General features: G+C 58.2%; 15 protein-coding genes. 13 read left to right on the top strand and 2 right to left on the bottom strand.

What is annotated here, in order from left to right:
- The 4 genes from V8G57_RS11360 to V8G57_RS11345 form a co-directional block, all read left to right on the top strand.
- Nucleotides 1-819, top strand: an 819-nt coding sequence (locus V8G57_RS11360; RefSeq protein ID WP_342829467.1) for a DUF2345 domain-containing protein, incomplete at its 5' end; no start/stop codon positions are given.
- Nucleotides 819-2,444, top strand: a complete 1,626-nt coding sequence (locus V8G57_RS11355; protein ID WP_342829466.1) for a LysM peptidoglycan-binding domain-containing protein — start codon at nucleotides 819-821, stop codon at nucleotides 2,442-2,444. The genes V8G57_RS11360 and V8G57_RS11355, both read left to right, overlap by 1 nt.
- Nucleotides 2,441-2,983 (top strand): hypothetical protein, encoded by a 543-nt coding sequence (locus tag V8G57_RS11350; RefSeq protein ID WP_342829465.1) that lies wholly within the window; start codon nucleotides 2,441-2,443, stop codon nucleotides 2,981-2,983. The genes V8G57_RS11355 and V8G57_RS11350 overlap by 4 nt, the downstream gene beginning before the upstream one ends.
- Before the next feature lie 116 nt (nucleotides 2,984-3,099).
- Nucleotides 3,100-3,597, top strand: a complete 498-nt coding sequence (locus V8G57_RS11345; protein ID WP_342829464.1) for a hypothetical protein — start codon at nucleotides 3,100-3,102, stop codon at nucleotides 3,595-3,597.
- Here V8G57_RS11345 and V8G57_RS11340 read toward each other — a convergent pair.
- A complete protein-coding gene (locus V8G57_RS11340) occupies nucleotides 3,587-4,183 on the bottom strand; it encodes a nitroreductase family protein (protein WP_092401959.1) in 597 nt (198 codons plus the stop codon). The two genes, V8G57_RS11345 and V8G57_RS11340, sit on opposite strands and share 11 nt — an antisense overlap.
- A gap of 282 nt (nucleotides 4,184-4,465) precedes the next feature.
- Between V8G57_RS11340 and argS the strand changes: the two genes are divergently transcribed.
- The 5 genes from argS to V8G57_RS11315 all read left to right on the top strand — a co-directional run bounded on the left by argS (nucleotide 4,466) and on the right by V8G57_RS11315 (nucleotide 9,317).
- Nucleotides 4,466-6,214 carry an arginine--tRNA ligase gene (gene argS / locus V8G57_RS11335; RefSeq protein ID WP_342829463.1) on the top strand — a complete coding sequence of 583 codons (1,749 nt, stop codon included), beginning with the start codon at nucleotides 4,466-4,468 and terminating at the stop codon, nucleotides 6,212-6,214.
- A gap of 69 nt (nucleotides 6,215-6,283) precedes the next feature.
- Complete coding sequence (locus tag V8G57_RS11330) at nucleotides 6,284-6,985, top strand: SPOR domain-containing protein (protein ID WP_342829462.1); 702 nt, start codon at nucleotides 6,284-6,286, stop codon at nucleotides 6,983-6,985.
- Between the two features lie 101 nt (nucleotides 6,986-7,086).
- Complete coding sequence (locus tag V8G57_RS11325; RefSeq protein WP_092401950.1) at nucleotides 7,087-7,800, top strand: thiol:disulfide interchange protein DsbA/DsbL; 714 nt, start codon at nucleotides 7,087-7,089, stop codon at nucleotides 7,798-7,800.
- 98 nt (nucleotides 7,801-7,898) lie between these two features.
- Complete coding sequence (locus V8G57_RS11320) at nucleotides 7,899-8,684, top strand: SDR family oxidoreductase (RefSeq protein WP_342829461.1); 786 nt, start codon at nucleotides 7,899-7,901, stop codon at nucleotides 8,682-8,684.
- Nucleotides 8,685-8,693: 9 nt separating this feature from the next.
- A complete protein-coding gene (locus tag V8G57_RS11315) occupies nucleotides 8,694-9,317 on the top strand; it encodes a LysE family translocator (RefSeq protein WP_342829460.1) in 624 nt (207 codons plus the stop codon).
- Between the two features lie 24 nt (nucleotides 9,318-9,341).
- Here the strand turns inward: V8G57_RS11315 and V8G57_RS11310 are convergent, their stop codons facing one another.
- Complete coding sequence (locus V8G57_RS11310) at nucleotides 9,342-10,409, bottom strand: MBL fold metallo-hydrolase (protein ID WP_342829459.1); 1,068 nt, start codon at nucleotides 10,407-10,409, stop codon at nucleotides 9,342-9,344.
- A 138-nt stretch (nucleotides 10,410-10,547) separates the two neighbouring features.
- Between V8G57_RS11310 and V8G57_RS11305 the strand changes: the two genes are divergently transcribed.
- From V8G57_RS11305 to aceK, 4 genes are all read left to right on the top strand, one after another.
- Nucleotides 10,548-10,952: a MerR family transcriptional regulator gene (locus V8G57_RS11305; protein WP_092401941.1), complete on the top strand. Its 405-nt coding sequence runs from the start codon at nucleotides 10,548-10,550 to the stop codon at nucleotides 10,950-10,952.
- Between the two features lie 52 nt (nucleotides 10,953-11,004).
- Nucleotides 11,005-12,189, top strand: coding sequence for an isovaleryl-CoA dehydrogenase (locus V8G57_RS11300; RefSeq protein WP_342829458.1), 1,185 nt, complete (start codon nucleotides 11,005-11,007; stop codon nucleotides 12,187-12,189).
- Nucleotides 12,190-12,281: 92 nt separating this feature from the next.
- Nucleotides 12,282-13,223, top strand: a complete 942-nt coding sequence (locus tag V8G57_RS11295) for a pyridoxal-phosphate dependent enzyme (protein WP_342829457.1) — start codon at nucleotides 12,282-12,284, stop codon at nucleotides 13,221-13,223.
- Entirely contained in the window at nucleotides 13,223-14,995 is a 1,773-nt protein-coding gene (gene aceK / locus V8G57_RS11290; RefSeq protein WP_342829476.1) for a bifunctional isocitrate dehydrogenase kinase/phosphatase, read from the top strand. Before V8G57_RS11295 ends, aceK begins: the two co-directional genes overlap by 1 nt.
- Nucleotides 14,996-15,083: the final 88 nt, after the last annotated feature.

Raw genomic sequence — 15,083 nt, 5'->3', positions numbered from 1 at the left:
CAGATCCTCAAGGCGCAGAACGAGGCGATCAAGGGCGGTGCTGCGCAGGAAGGCAGTTTCCCGGAACTGGCCCAACCACATCTGGTGCTGGCCAGTCCTGCCGGCATAGAAACCACCACCGCGCAATCGACGCACATTGCCAGCGATGAGCATACTGCCATCACTACCGGCGAGAGCCTGTCCATTGCCAGCGGAGACAGTCTGTTTGCAAGCATCAAAAACACGTTCCGGCTGTTCGTCCAGAAAGCCAATATAAAGTTGACTGCCGGGACTGGCGACATTGATATGCAGGCGCTGTCCGACAGCATCAACCTGCTATCCAAACTCAACATCACCCACACCGCCAATCGCATCACTATCACCGCCAAGGAAGAAGTGCTGATCAATGGCGGCGGCAGCTACGTCAAGTACAACGCTGCTGGGATCGAACACGGAACGAATGGCACTTTCGTAGCTCATGCAGCCTCGCACAGCCTGCCTGGGCCTAAGAATTTACCAGCCGTGATACCTGATTTCTCGAAAGGAGGACCGCCCTACAGCTTGCGTTGGAAGGTTCTCAGCGCTGTGGACGGCGAACCCGGCCACAGTGTCGATGTCGTCGCACGAGAGCATGGAGAAACCGGCGCTATAGTTGAAACCAAGACTGGCGGTGACGGTAGGAATGACCGACATAAAGACGAAGAAACGCCGACGGTGTACACAGCCCTGTTGGGCAGTGGTGAATGGGTAGTACATACCAGCCTTGAAGACGACCCGCAGCAACTAGAAAGGGCAGATTGGCATAACCAAGAAGCCGTGGACCCGAATGAGGACGCATAATGACCAGCAGCTATACCGTTCAACGAGGCGATACGCTTACAAAAATCGCCAAGCTACACGACTCTACACCGCAGGCCATTGCGGAGTTGAATCAGCTATCCGACATTAATTTGATTCACATCGGACAACGCCTGCAGGTTCCGGGCGCGTCTGCCCCAGTTCCCGAATTCAGACCCGCGCCGCACAATCAGGAACAAGCATTCCAGGAGCGCACTCTATTCATGCAGTTTGTGGATGTGCTCAATAAGCCGATCAAAGACCTGAAGGTAAAGCTGCATTTGGATGGAGAAACCGCCGAACATGTCACCGACAGCAAAGGTGAAGTACCACCCGTTGATGTAAAAAATAAGTCCAGCACTGTGAAGGTCGAGGTTGAGACTGTCAGTGGCAAATCCAAGCATATCGCCACGGTCAGTCCCAGAGGCGTCAATACCTATGTGCGATTGCATAGTCCAAAGCTGGCTGTGCAGTCGCAACTGCGTACGCACGAAGGGACGCCATCTGCGGCTCCGACACCAGTACTTCCGGGAGCTACCGCATCAGCGTCCCCAGTCACAGCTGCCGACGGCTCAACATCAAAGCCAAAAACTACCGTGCCCCCGGGGGCTGTCACAGACACTCGTTCGCCTGCAGGCCATCCAGTGCAGGAAGTCACGATGGAATGTCCGAACAAGCTGAATTTGAAGTTGATACAAAATTTCGCTTATCACGACTACATTGTCGCTGCAGCCACTCGAGCTGCAATGATTCCTCAGGCTATTGCGGCAATCATGAATGCCGAGGCCGCGACTATTTTCACGATAGAAGAAATTCCGGTAATCAATAAAAAAACAAAAGAGCCCGTACTTGATAAAAAAGGGAAGCCCGTTGTCAAGAAAAAGAAAATAAACACCTTTGTTTGGGATCCCAACTCGGCATCGCCAAATTCATCTGCTCGCGGTATGACTCAATTCCTGGACGCAACCTGGATAGAAATGGCCCTGACCGACGATACATTTTTGAATGCACGCGCTAAAAAAGAAGGATGGTTGACGAGGACCACTGTCACGATCAAGCATAAAAAAAGCGAGGAAACTAAAGAGGTTCCGGCATTCAAACTTGAGAATGGCACCTTTGTCACGCCAGGAAAAATCTCCATAGCACGACAATTATCTTCCAAGCCGCATTTGACGGGGCGAGCCACCGCCAGTGATGGCAATCTACAAAAATTGCTTGATTTACGGCTCCAAGCTGAGTACGCAATTCATACTGCAGTAGACTATGCCATGCAAAATCTGGCGATGTTGACAAAGGCAAAATTCAAGATCGATACTCTCAACGATGGAGAGAAGGCCAAAGTTGCATATCTGGCGCACCATCTAGGGCCGGGAGATGTCAAAGAATTTATCAACGACACCATGACGGCAGAACACGCTGAATATTTATTAAAGGCGCAGGTAGGCAAGGTTAATGCTGCAGAAAGAGCGGAAGAAAATAAAAGCAATTATTTGACCGCCCATAGAACTTGGCTTAATGGTTTTATCAACGACAGAATAACCGTTATTAAATATATGTGTGACGCAACCAAAGCTCCCACTGTTAGGGAATTATTGGACATCACGGTTGCTATAAGAGAGAAAGCATGAAATTGATAAGAATATTTATTTTTATACTCGCTTCTTCTCTGGCGCACATTGGTTTTGCAGAAGATGCTAAGAGTTCAACTACGAAGAACAATTCGTTCAGGGATGTCTACCCATCGAAATTTGGGATGATTCAACGTACCGACGATGGTAGCGTTATTTTGAATGGGAAAATTTTACTTCAAGGAAATTCTGAAAAAGATGATTTTGGTACGACGATTGATTATTCTGTTGTAGATTTTCAAGTGAATAAAAATTCTCCGGCAGTGGAGACTCAATCACACGGCGGCAGAAAATATTTTGGTAGGCAGGTCTATCGACTTGTTTTGGTCGGTAGATCTCAAAATCCGGTTTTTTACAGAATTGTGGATTTGACTGGCAAAGAACCGTTTATATCTGAAAGATTTGGCAAAAATGATCATTGGGCTAACGGCTACAAAAGCGCCGAATGGGGGAAAAATAAATCTTATATTAATTTAACAGGGGAAATCACATACCTATACACTACATACAAAGATGTTCAAGGACCGTTTGCTTACTAGTTCACTGTGTGTTGATTTGCATCCAAAATTGGCCCACTTTGCCGCATAATTTGCACACGAAACTGCCCCACGTTTAAGACACAATTCTGCTCACAACATTGAGTAGGGGGATTGGAGTGATCGACGTGGTATTACTAGGCATTATTCGACGCTGGCACATTCGCGACCAGGTCCCTCTAGGAGAGTTCGCCAGGCGCCTTGGCATCTCCAGAAACACCGCCCGGCGCTATCTGCGTACGGAAATCACAGAGCCGTCCTACGCGGAGCGGCGTTCGCCCAGTGCAATCGACAAATATGCGTTCCAGTTATCGGCTTTGTTAAAGACCGAGGCGGCCAAATCACGCAAGCAACGGCGCACATTGAAGCAGATCCATGAAGATCTGAAGGAATTGGGTTTTGAGGGATCTTATGACGGAGTTGTGGCGTTCGCGAAGGTATGGCGGGCGGGTCAAACTGACCGGGTCAATTCTGCAAGCAAACGAACAGACGGGCTTAGCCTTGAAAATTCAGCACCACAAATAAAATACGGGTTAGCAGCTCCGGCCGCTAACCCGCATCGAATCTTGCTCCCCGCAAAAAACGGAGGCAGATGCACAAAGCTTTTTAGGCTTTGAAAGTCCCTTCAGAAACCAAAGCCTGCAAAGGCAACCGCGGGCTAGGCTCTTCCTTGGCGCGCAAACCTTCCGGCAGCATGGCCTTGTCGCCGATCTTGCCGATGGCTACCGCCGCTTCAATCGCGAAATTGGCCGGTACACCCAGCTCAGTACGTGTCTTTTCCTTGTCGAAACCAGCCATGCCATGCGCATGCCAGCCGGACAAACTGGCTTGCAGCGCCAGGTAGCCCCAGGCCGAGCCGGCGTCGAAAGAATGGGTCGGCATGGCCACTTCTTCAGTGCTGCCCGGTGGCGCAAACGTGGTTTTCGACAAGACGATCACCAGCGCCGATGCATTTTCCGCCCAGCTGCGGTTGAATTCGTTGAGCAGGCCCAGCAGCTTGGTCCAGTGCGGCGTGCCGCGGCGGGCGAAGACGAAGCGCCAAGGTTGGGAGTTGTAGGACGACGGCGCCCAGCGGGCTGCTTCCAGGATGGTCAGCAGTTCTTGTTCGGAAATCTCGTCATTGGCGTAAGCGCGCGGCGACCAGCGGCTGAGGAATTGCGGGTGGGCTGGATGATCGGCTACGCGTGGTGTGGATTGGGTCATGAAAATTCCTGTATATAAATAAGCAAGGCAAAATCGATGCAGCCGGAAACATGCTCAAAAAAGCGCCCCGGCCGAGACGCTGCATCTTAGCAGCAGTTTTTGATGATTGCAGCGGACAGCAGGATTTAGGGAATTCCCTAGCCTGCCCGGGCAAGCCGGGTGAAGATTGCTATGCCAAGCCGGTATAATCGGGAATAATCAAGATTGCCTGGAAGTTGCCCGAGAGATCGGATAACCCCACAGATTTTTCGCATTAATCCAGTATTACTGACTACCTATCCTATGCTTGCACCACAGAAACAACAGATCATCGACCTTTTCAACGCTGCCTTGCAGCCCATTATCGCCGGCAGCGAGCTGCAGCCGACGGTGACGCTGGAGCGCCCACGCGATCCGTCGCACGGCGATGTCGCCTGCAATATCGCCATGCAACTGGCCAAGCCGCTGAAAAAGAATCCGCGTGAACTGGCGCAAGCCCTGGTGGCGGCCGTGATGGCCGGCGCCGGAGAAGGCAAGCTGATCGAAAGCGCCGAAATCGCCGGTCCGGGTTTCATCAACCTGCGCCTGACGGCGGCGGCCAAGCAGCAAGTGGTCAAGACCGTTCTTCAAGAGGCGGCTGAATACGGCAAGAGCCAGCTTGGCGCCGGCAAGAAAGTGCTGGTCGAGTTTGTTTCGGCCAATCCGACCGGCCCTTTGCACGTCGGCCATGGCCGCCAAGGGGCGCTGGGCGATGCCTTGTCGGCGCTGTTCGAGGTGCAAGGTTTCGACGTCACCCGCGAGTTCTACTATAACGACGCCGGGGTCCAGATCGCCACGCTGGCGACTTCGGTGCAGGCGCGCGCCAACGGTTTCAAGCCGGGCGATGCGGAATGGCCTGAAAGCGCCTACAACGGCGACTACATTGCCGATATCGCAAAGGATTTCCTGGCCGGGAAGACGGTCGCTGCCAGCGATGGCGAGCCGGTCACCGCCAGCGGCGACATCAGCGACATCGAATCGGTGCGCAAATTCGCCGTCGCCTACCTGCGCCGCGAGCAGGACCTGGATTTGCAGGCCTTCGGCGTCAAGTTCGACAACTATTACCTGGAAACCTCGCTGTACAAGGATGGCAAGGTCAACGCCACGGTCCATGCGCTGAACGCCGCCGGCGTCACCTATGAGCTGGATGGCGCCCTGTGGCTGCGCACCACCGACTATGGCGACGACAAAGACCGCGTCATGAAGAAGACCGACGGCACGTATACCTACTTCGTGCCCGACGTCGCCTACCACGTGGTCAAATGGCAGCGCGGTTTCGGCAAGGTCATCAATATCCAGGGCAGCGACCACCACGGCACCATCGCCCGCGTGCGCGCCGGCTTGCAGGCGGTCAACCTCGGCATCCCGCAAGGTTATCCGGACTATGTGCTGCACAAGATGGTGACGGTCATGAAGAACGGCGAGGAAGTGAAGATTTCCAAGCGCGCCGGTTCCTACGTCACCCTGCGCGACCTGATCGAATGGTCGGCGGGCGAAGACAGCGCTGCCGTGGACGGTGCGCAAGACAGCCCGCGCGACCTGACGCGCGGCCGCGACGCGGTGCGTTTCTTCCTGATTTCGCGCAAGGCGGATACCGAATTCGTGTTCGATGTCGACCTGGCGCTGGCCAAGTCCGACGAAAACCCGGTCTACTACGTGCAGTACGCCCACGCCCGCATCTGTTCGGTGCTGGCGCAGTGGACCGGCGACGAGGCCGGCCTGGGTTCGGTCGACCTGAGCCCGCTGACCGCGCCGCGCGAAGCCAGCCTGCTGGCCAAGCTGGCGGAATATCCGGACATGCTGCAGCACGCGCTGGAAGAGCTGGGGCCGCACCAGGTGGCGTTTTACCTGCGCGATTTGGCGGGCGAGCTGCATAGCTACTACAATGCTGAGCGGGTCCTGGTGGACGACGAGGCGCTGAAGATGGCGCGCCTGGCCTTGATGTACGCAACCCGGCAGGTGTTGCGCAACGGCTTGGCGCTGATCGGCGTATCGGCACCAGCCCGCATGTGAATCTACAATCGGCGATCTCCGGCAGCAGTTGCCGGAGACGGTCAGTAACCAGGATGTCATTGGGGAAGTATGAGCAAACTTAACAAGAAACAAGCTGGCGGTACCTTACTGGGCCTGATCTTCGGCCTGATCATCGGATTGGCGATAGCCGTGGTGGTGGCGATCATGATCACCAAGACGCCGACGCCGTTCACCAACAAGACAGCAAAAACCGAAAAAGCGCCGGAGGCCATCACCGCGCCAGCGGCTACGCCCGCGCCGGCGCCGTCGAACCCGGACCAGCTGCCGGATCCGAACAAGTCGCTATACGGTAACAAGGATGCGGCCAAGGAAGCCGCCAAGGCGTTCACACCGCCGCCGCCGGGCGCCGACGGCGTGCCGCCTAACGTGGCGGCCGAGAAGAAGCTGGATGCCCTGGTCGCCAAGGCGCAGGACAAGTCGGCTCCCATTGTCGACAAATCCACCGCCGACAAGACCAAGAAAGTCGCCGGCGACATCGCCGAAGCCAAGAGCAAAGCCACGGCGGCTGACGACAACTGGATCTATTTCCTGCAGGTAGGCGCCTTCCGCGAGCAGAGCGAAGCGGAAAGCGCCAAGGCGCGGCTGGCCTTGATGGGTTTCGAAGCCAAGATCAGCGAACGCCAGGCCGATACCGGCTCCTTGTACCGGGTGCGGGTGGGTCCGTTTAACCAGCTGGAAACAATGAACCGGATACGCGGAAAGTTGTCAGATAACGGCGTCAATGCCGCAGTGGTGCGCGCGGCGAAATAAGGGATGCAGGACCAGGCGTGTTTTTGATTGATGAGGAACAGGACTATGGCTCTCTCCCTGTTCCGTTGTTGGCTTTCACAATTTTAAAAAAAGGATAATTCATGCGTTTTTTTCAAAAAGCCCTGGCTATCGCCGGTCTTAGTCTGAGTTTTGGCCTGTTGGCCGCCAGTGCCGGCGCATCGCCGGCCGCTCCGGTCGCAGGTAAGGAATACAAGGTTCTCGATAACCCGCAGCCGACCGATACCGGCCTTGGCAAGAAAGTGGAAGTGACGGAGTTCTTCGGTTACTTCTGCCCGCATTGCAACGCGCTCGAGCCGACGCTGGAAGAGTGGATCGCCAAGCAGGGCGACAAGATTTCCCTCAAGCGGGTGCCGGTCGACTTCGGCGATCCGAATGGCGATCCAAAGAAATCGCCGTACGTAGCGCAGAAAAAGCTGTACTACACGCTGGAAGCCATGGGCAAGCTGCCTGAAATGCACAAGAAGGTCTTCAGCGCGATCCACGTCCAGCGCCAGCGTCTCGATACAGAGGCGTCCATCGCCGATTTCGCGGCCAAGCAAGGCCTGGACAAAGCCAAGTTCCTGGATGTGTACAACTCCTTCGCCGTGCAGACCAAGGTGACGCGCGCGGTCCAGCTGCAAAACGCCTATAAGATAGACGGCGTGCCGACGCTGATAGTCGACGGCCGTTATGTCACCTCGCCATCGATCGTCGGCGCGACGCCTGGCGCCGGCGACAGCGAGCCGGCCCTGTTCAAGTCCACCCTGCAAGTGATGGACAGCCTGGTGGCCAAGGCTGCCGCCGGCAAGAAGTAACAAGCAGCTGAATAAGCAGGCTGGCCGCGACGGCCGGTCCGGTAGTGTTGAAAAGTCCGCCACTCGCAAGAGGGCGGGCTTTTTTATCGAGGTAAAGCATGCAACGTGTATTCATCACCGGCGCTTCCAGCGGCATCGGCGCCGCGCTGGCGCAATATTATGCGGGCCAGGGCGCAGCGCTGGGGCTGGTTGCCAGGCGCCAGGACGTGCTGGAACAGCTGCGCGCCGGCTTGTCGCACCCGGAGCGGCATCGCCTGTATGCACTGGATGTCAATGACCACGCTGCATTGACGGCAGCGGCGGAAGATTTCATCGCCGCCGGCGGCGGCGCCGACGTGGTGGTCGCCAGCGCCGGGATTTCGCAAGGGACGCTGACCGAGCATGCCGAAGACCAGCAAGTGTTCGAACAGGTATTCGCCACCAACGTGCTGGCGACGGTCGCCACCTTTACACCGTTCATCGCCACCATGAAACGCCAGGCCCAGGCCGGGCAGAGAGATTTGCGCCTGGTTGGCGTCGCCAGCGTGGCAGGTATTCGCGGCTTGCCCGGAGCGGGCGCTTACAGCGGCTCCAAGGCAGCCGTGATCAGCTATTGCGAATCGCTGCGGGTGGAATTGCGGGCCAGCGGCATCAAGGTGGTCACCATCGTGCCCGGTTATATCGATACGCCGATGACCCAGGTCAACCACTACAAGATGCCGTTCCTGATGCCGGCGCCGCGGTTCGCCGCCAAGGCCGGCGCCGCGGTCGCGCGCGGCAGCAGCTACCAGGTGATCCCGTGGCAGATGGGCGTAGTCGCCAAGTTGCTGCGCCTGTTGCCGAACTGGCTGTACGACCTGGCATTTTCCAAGGCGCCGCACAAGGCGCGCAAAACCAAAGGCTGACCAGGACACATGGACTTTCACAATTTTTTCTTGTTCGTGCTGACAGAATTTGCGCTGTCGGCGTCGCCCGGGCCGGCAGTCATGCTGGTGGTCGCCTACGGCATCACGGTCGGCTGGAAGAAGTCGATTTTCGCCATCCTGGGGATACTCGCCGCCAACGCGATCTATTTCACCATTTCGGCGACCGGGCTGGGGGCCCTGATCGTCGCCTCGCATAGCTTGTTCAGCGTGGTCAAATGGCTGGGCGTGGCTTACCTGGCGTATCTCGGCCTGTCGGCGATATTCGGCCGGCCTTCGCCGATCACCGCCTCCAGGCTGGACAGCCGTAATGCCTCCGGCTGGAAGATCTGGTTCAGCGGCTTGACCCTGCAGCTGGCCAATCCCAAGGCGCTGATTTTCTTTATCGCCATCCTGCCGCAGTTCCTTAACCCGGCCGCCAACGTGCCGCTGCAAATGATCTGGCTGGCGGCGGGTTCGATTATCCCGGAGTTCTTTATCCTGGTCGGCTACGCGGTACTGGCCGGAAAAATGCAGACCATCGCCACCCGCCCGAGTTTTGCCCGGCTTACCGACCGCGTCGCCGGCTCGCTGATGCTGGCGGTGGCGATGATCGTGGCGGCGATACGGCAGTAAATACCGCAGTAAATACGGGCATCGTCAGGCAAGGCTGAAACGGTAGACCTGGTCGTCGTCCAGCCGCCGTTTCAGCACGCCGTCAAACCACAGCTTGTGCAAATGCGCCAGCGCTTCGCCCAGTGCGAAAGTCATCTGGTGCGCATCCAGCGGCCGCCGGAACATGACCGGCACGATGTCGCTGGCGGACTGCGGCGCCGCGGTGCAGGCTTGCACCACTTCCACCAGCCGGTCGCGATGATGTTGCTGCAGCTGATCGATGCGGATCTGCAAGCCGCGGAACGGCTTGCCATGCGACGGCAGTACCAGCGTGGAGGCCGGCAACGCGCGGTATTTTTCCAGCGAGTCCATGTATTGCTGGACCGGGTTCGATTCCGGCTCGATCGCAAATACCGAGACATTGGTGGAAATCCGCGGCAACACCATGTCCCCCGAAATCAGCAGGTCCAGCCCGGCGCAATGCAGCGCCACGTGTTCCGGCGCATGGCCGAAGCCGGTGATGACCTGCCATTGATGCTTGCCGATGCGCAGCTGCTGCCGGTCGGCCAGCCGATGGTAAGCCTGCGGCACCGCCGGCACCATGGCCGGATAGTAGGATTTGCGCTGCGCCACCTTGGCGACGACTTCGGGGTCGCGCATGCCGTGCTGCTGGAAGTGCGGCAACGCCGCGCTGCCGTCGGCGCCGGGCAGCGCCGCCGACATGATGCGCGCCGAGAAATATTCGCCGCCGCTCATCCACAGCGGCGCTTGCCAGCGTGTGCATAGCCAATCGGCCAGGCCGACGTGGTCTGGATGGCAATGGGTGACCAGCACCCGCAATACCGGCAGGCCGCGCAGTTCGCTTGCAAAAATGGCATCCCAGGCCGCGCGGGTGGCGTCGTTGGCGATGCCGCAATCGACGATGGTCCAGCCATGGCGGACGCCGTCCTCCGTTTCCATGCTGTCTTCCAGCAACCATAGATTGATATGGTCCAGCGCAAACGGCAAACCCATGCGCAGCCAGCGCACGCCCGGCGCGACTTCAAGGGTGGCGCCACCGGCGGGCAAGGTATCGCCGAATGCGTAGCTGAGCTGGGCTTCGAGTGGATTCATCGGGAATTCTTTCTTTTTTGGTAACGCCAGTAGTTTTTCGGTGTTTTCATTTTCCGCCAGCGCGCCTACAATATGCTTTACGTTAACGTTAACTGCCATTGTACCTAAACCAGCATTTTTTGTTCTGCCCACCCAACCATGCCGACCTACACCATCACTGAACTTGCCCGTGAATTCGACATTACCCCCAGGGCGATCCGCTTCTATGAGGACCAGGGCTTGCTCAGCCCGAAGCGGGATGGCGCCGGCGGCCGCAACCGGGTGTATGCCGGCCGCGAGCGCACCCGCCTCAAGCTGACCCTGCGCGGCAAGCGGCTGGGCCTGACCTTGTCGGAAATCAAGAGCCTGGTCGACATGTACGACTCGCCCAAGGATTCGGCGCCCCAGCTGGAACTGTTCCTGGAAGTGCTGGCGCGTCATCGGGAACACCTGGAGCAGCAGCGCGAGGACATCGAAGTGACCCTGGCGGAAATTACCGCGCACGAAGACGAATGCCGGCGCCTGCTGAGCAGCGGCGAGCTGAGCGACCACGCCGCACCCTGAATTTCCCCTCAAACAACATTCAACAACCGGCAAGAATAACGAAGGAGACAACATGATCCATTTACCAGGCTTGACGTTCGACCACGGCGAAGACATCGCCGCGCTGCGCAGTGCGATCCAGGAATTCGCCGCCGCGGAGATCACCCCGCGCGCCGCCGAAATCGACCGCAACGACCAGTTTCCGATGGACCTCTGGAAAAAAATGGGCGACCTCGGCCTGCTCGGCATCACCGCTGAAGAGGAATACGGCGGCAGCGGCATGGGCTATCTGGCGCACATCATCGCCATGGAAGAAATCTCGCGCGCATCCGCCTCGGTCGGCCTGTCCTACGGCGCCCACTCCAACCTGTGCGTCAACCAGATCAAGCGCAACGGCAATGCCGGGCAAAAAGCCAAGTATCTGCCGAAACTGATCTCCGGCGACCATATCGGCGCCCTGGCGATGTCGGAGCCGAACGCCGGCTCCGACGTGGTCAGCATGAAGCTGCGCGCCGAACTCAAGGGCGACCGCTGGGTGCTCAACGGCACCAAGATGTGGATCACCAACGGTCCCGATGCGGACGTGCTGGTGGTATACGCCAAGACCGACCTGGACGCCGGTGCGCGCGGCATGACCGCGTTCCTGATCGAAAAGGGCTTCAAGGGCTTCAGCGTGGCGCAAAAGCTGGACAAGCTCGGCATGCGCGGTTCCCACACCGGCGAACTGGTGTTCCAGGATTGCGAAGTGCCGGCGGAAAACGTGCTGGGCGGCCTGGGCCAGGGCGTCAACGTGCTGATGTCGGGCCTCGATTACGAGCGCAGCGTCCTGTCGGGCGGCCCGCTTGGTATCATGCAGGCATGCATGGATGTCGTGGTGCCGTATGTGCATGACCGCAAGCAGTTCGGCCAGTCGATCGGCGAATTCCAGCTGATGCAGGGCAAGCTGGCCGACATGTATTCGACCATGATGGCTTGCAAGGCATACGTGTACGCCGTCGGCCAGGCTTGCGACCGCGCCAAGACGCCGGCCGCGGCCAGGGCCCTGCGCAAGGACGCCGCCGGGGCGATCCTGTATTCGGCGGAAAAAGCCACCTGGATGGCGGGCGAAGCGATCCAGGCGCTGGGCGGCAACGGCTACATCAATGAATATCCGGTGGGACGCCTGTGGCGCGACGCCAAGCTGTACGAAATCGGCGCCGGCACCAGTGAAATCCGCCGCATGCTGATCGGCCGCGAATTGTTTGCGGAAACCTGCTGACCGCCTGGCAAGGGGATTGCGGCCGCTGCAAACGATTTTGCAATCCCTCTGACTAGTGGCACAATTGATATAAAGGCAATAGCGTCGAGAACATGACTTCACTGCATATCCACACCGCGTTACTGCGACACCCGCAACTTTCCGTCGCACTCGACAAGCAAGTTTTGCTGAAGATGGAAAACACCCAGCCGGCCGGCTCGTTCAAGCTGCGCGGCATCGGCTTGCTGTGCCAGCGCGCGGTGGCCGGCGGCGCCAGCCACCTGGTGTGTCCGTCGGGCGGCAATGCCGGCTTCGCGGCGGCGTTTGCCGGCGCGGCGCTGGACGTCAAGACCACCATCGTGGTGCCGCAAACCACCGCCGCCGAAGTCTGCCGGCGCATCCGCGATATCGGCGCCGAAGTGATCGTCCACGGCAGCGGCTGGGATGAAGCCAACCAGCTGGCGCTGCAGCTGTGCGAACAGCCCGGCAGCATTTACATCCCGCCTTTCGACCACCCCGATATCTGGGACGGCAACGCCACCATGATCGATGAAGCGGTGCTGCAGGCGCGCGAGCTGGGCGTCGATTTCGATGTCGTCATCTGCTCGGTCGGCGGCGGCGGCCTGATGAGCGGCGTGCTGAGCGGCCTGCATCGCAACGGCTTGCCGCATATCCCGCTGATCGTCGCCGAAACCGAAGGCGCCGCGTCGCTGAACGCCGCCATGTCGGCCGGCGGACTGGTGACGCTGCCGGCAATCACCTCGATCGCCACTACCTTGGCCGCCAAGCGCGTGGCGGCGGAATGTTTCGCCTGGACCCAGCGCCATGAGGTGCACAGCGTGGTGGTCACCGACAAACAGGCGGTCAGCGCCACGCTGGCGTTTGCCGACCAGATGCGGACCCTGGTGGAACCGGCCTGCGGCGCGGCCCTGGCCGTGGCCTACGAAAAACTGCCGGTGCTGGCGCCATACCAGCGGCCGCTGATCGTGGTGTGCGGCGGCATCGGCGTCAGCCTGGCGATGCTGGCCGGCTGGAAGGAGCGGTTTGAATTGTGATTACGTCGGCCAACTTTCCGAAATTACTGTCGTCGCAGATCGCTTTCGATACTGCGCGCATGATACTGGACGGTTTCGACAAGCATTACCGGCTGTTCCGCGAAGCCAGCACGCTGGCCAAGCAGCATTTTGAAAGCGCCGACTGGAAAACCGCGCAGCTCGCCGCACGCGAACGGATTGGTTTCTATGACGCGCGCGTGCACGAATGCGTGCAGGCGCTGGAAGACGAGTACGATCCCAACGACTTGACCGACCAGGTCTGGCGCGAAGTGAAACTGCATTACATCGGCATGCTGACCGACCACAAGCAGCCGGAACTGGCCGAGACTTTCTTCAACTCGGTCTGCTGCAACATCCTGCACCGCACCTATTTCCATAACGATTTCATCTTCGTGCGGCCGGCGGTATCGACCGAATACATCGACACCGACGAGGCCCTGCCCACCTACCGCGTGTATTACCCGGCCAAGGACGGCCTGCATTACACGCTCAAGCGCCTGATCACCAACTTCCAGCTGCAGCGCCCGTTCGCCGACCTGGACCGCGATGTCGCGCTGGCCGAAGAGCGCATCGCGCAGGCGTTCGGCGCCGCCGCGCTGGAACCGAATCACCAGATCCAGGTGCTGTCCAACCTGTTCTACCGCAACAAGGGCGCGTACGTGGTCGGCAAGATGATCAACGGCCCGCGCGAATATCCGTTCGTGGTGCCTATCCTGCACGACAAGGACGGCAAGCTGGTGCTGGATGCGGTGCTGTTCGACAACAAGATACTGACCATCCTGTTTTCCTTTACCCGCGCCTACTTCATGGTCGACATGGAGGTGCCGTCAGCCTACGTGCAGTTCTTGCGCAGCCTGCTGCCGAACAAGCCGCGCAGCGAAATCTACACGATCCTGGGTTTGCAAAAGCTGGGAAAAGCGCTGTTCTACCGCGATTTCCTGCGCCACCTGCGGCATTCGTCGGACCATTTTGAAATCGCCCCGGGGATCCGCGGGCTGGTGATGGTGGTGTTCGCCTTGCCGTCGTTTCCCTACGTGTTCAAGGTGATCAAGGATTATTTCCCGGCGCCCAAGGAAACCACCAACGCGCTGGTCAAGGAAAAATACCTGCTGGTCAAGCACCACGACCGCGTCGGCCGCATGGCCGATACCCTGGAGTATTCCAGCGTGGCCTTTCCGCGCGCGCGGTTTGCCGACGAGCTGCTGGCTGAGCTGAAACAGGTGGCGCCGTCGGTGGTCGAAGAAGACGGCGACGAAATCATCATCAAGCACCTGTATATCGAGCGCCGCATGATGCCGCTGAATATCTACCTGAACAATGCCGAAAAAAACGGCGACCAGGCAGCGCTGGAACACGGCATTACCGAATACGGCAACGCCATCAAGGAACTGGTCGCCGCGAATATTTTTCCCGGCGACATGCTGTATAAAAATTTTGGCGTGACACGCCATAACCGGGTCGTGTTTTACGACTATGATGAGATTGAATACATTACCGACTGCAATTTCAGGACTATCCCGCAGCCGCGTAACGAGGAAGACGAGATGTCGGCCGAGCCCTGGTATTCCATCGCCAAGAACGATGTCTTTCCGGAACAATTCGGTGTATTTCTTCTCGGAAATCAAAACGTGAAAAAATACTTTATCAAGCATCATGCGGATCTGTTGACCCAGCAATATTGGCAACAACACAAGCAACACATCCTTGAGGGCCATTTCGACGACGTGTTTCCATATCCGCAAGAGTGTCGTTTTACCCATGTGCAAAGTTAGTTGACCAGCAACAAAACCGGACCGTTTTATTTTTAACCAACCAGGCAGCAAAGCCGCTCACGGGAATCGCCAGCGGATACAAGCGATC

Source organism: Collimonas rhizosphaerae (assembly GCF_038896935.1).
Classification (GTDB): Bacteria; Pseudomonadota; Gammaproteobacteria; order Burkholderiales; family Burkholderiaceae_D; genus Collimonas; species Collimonas rhizosphaerae.
This window is presented reverse-complemented; position numbering and strand designations above follow the sequence as displayed.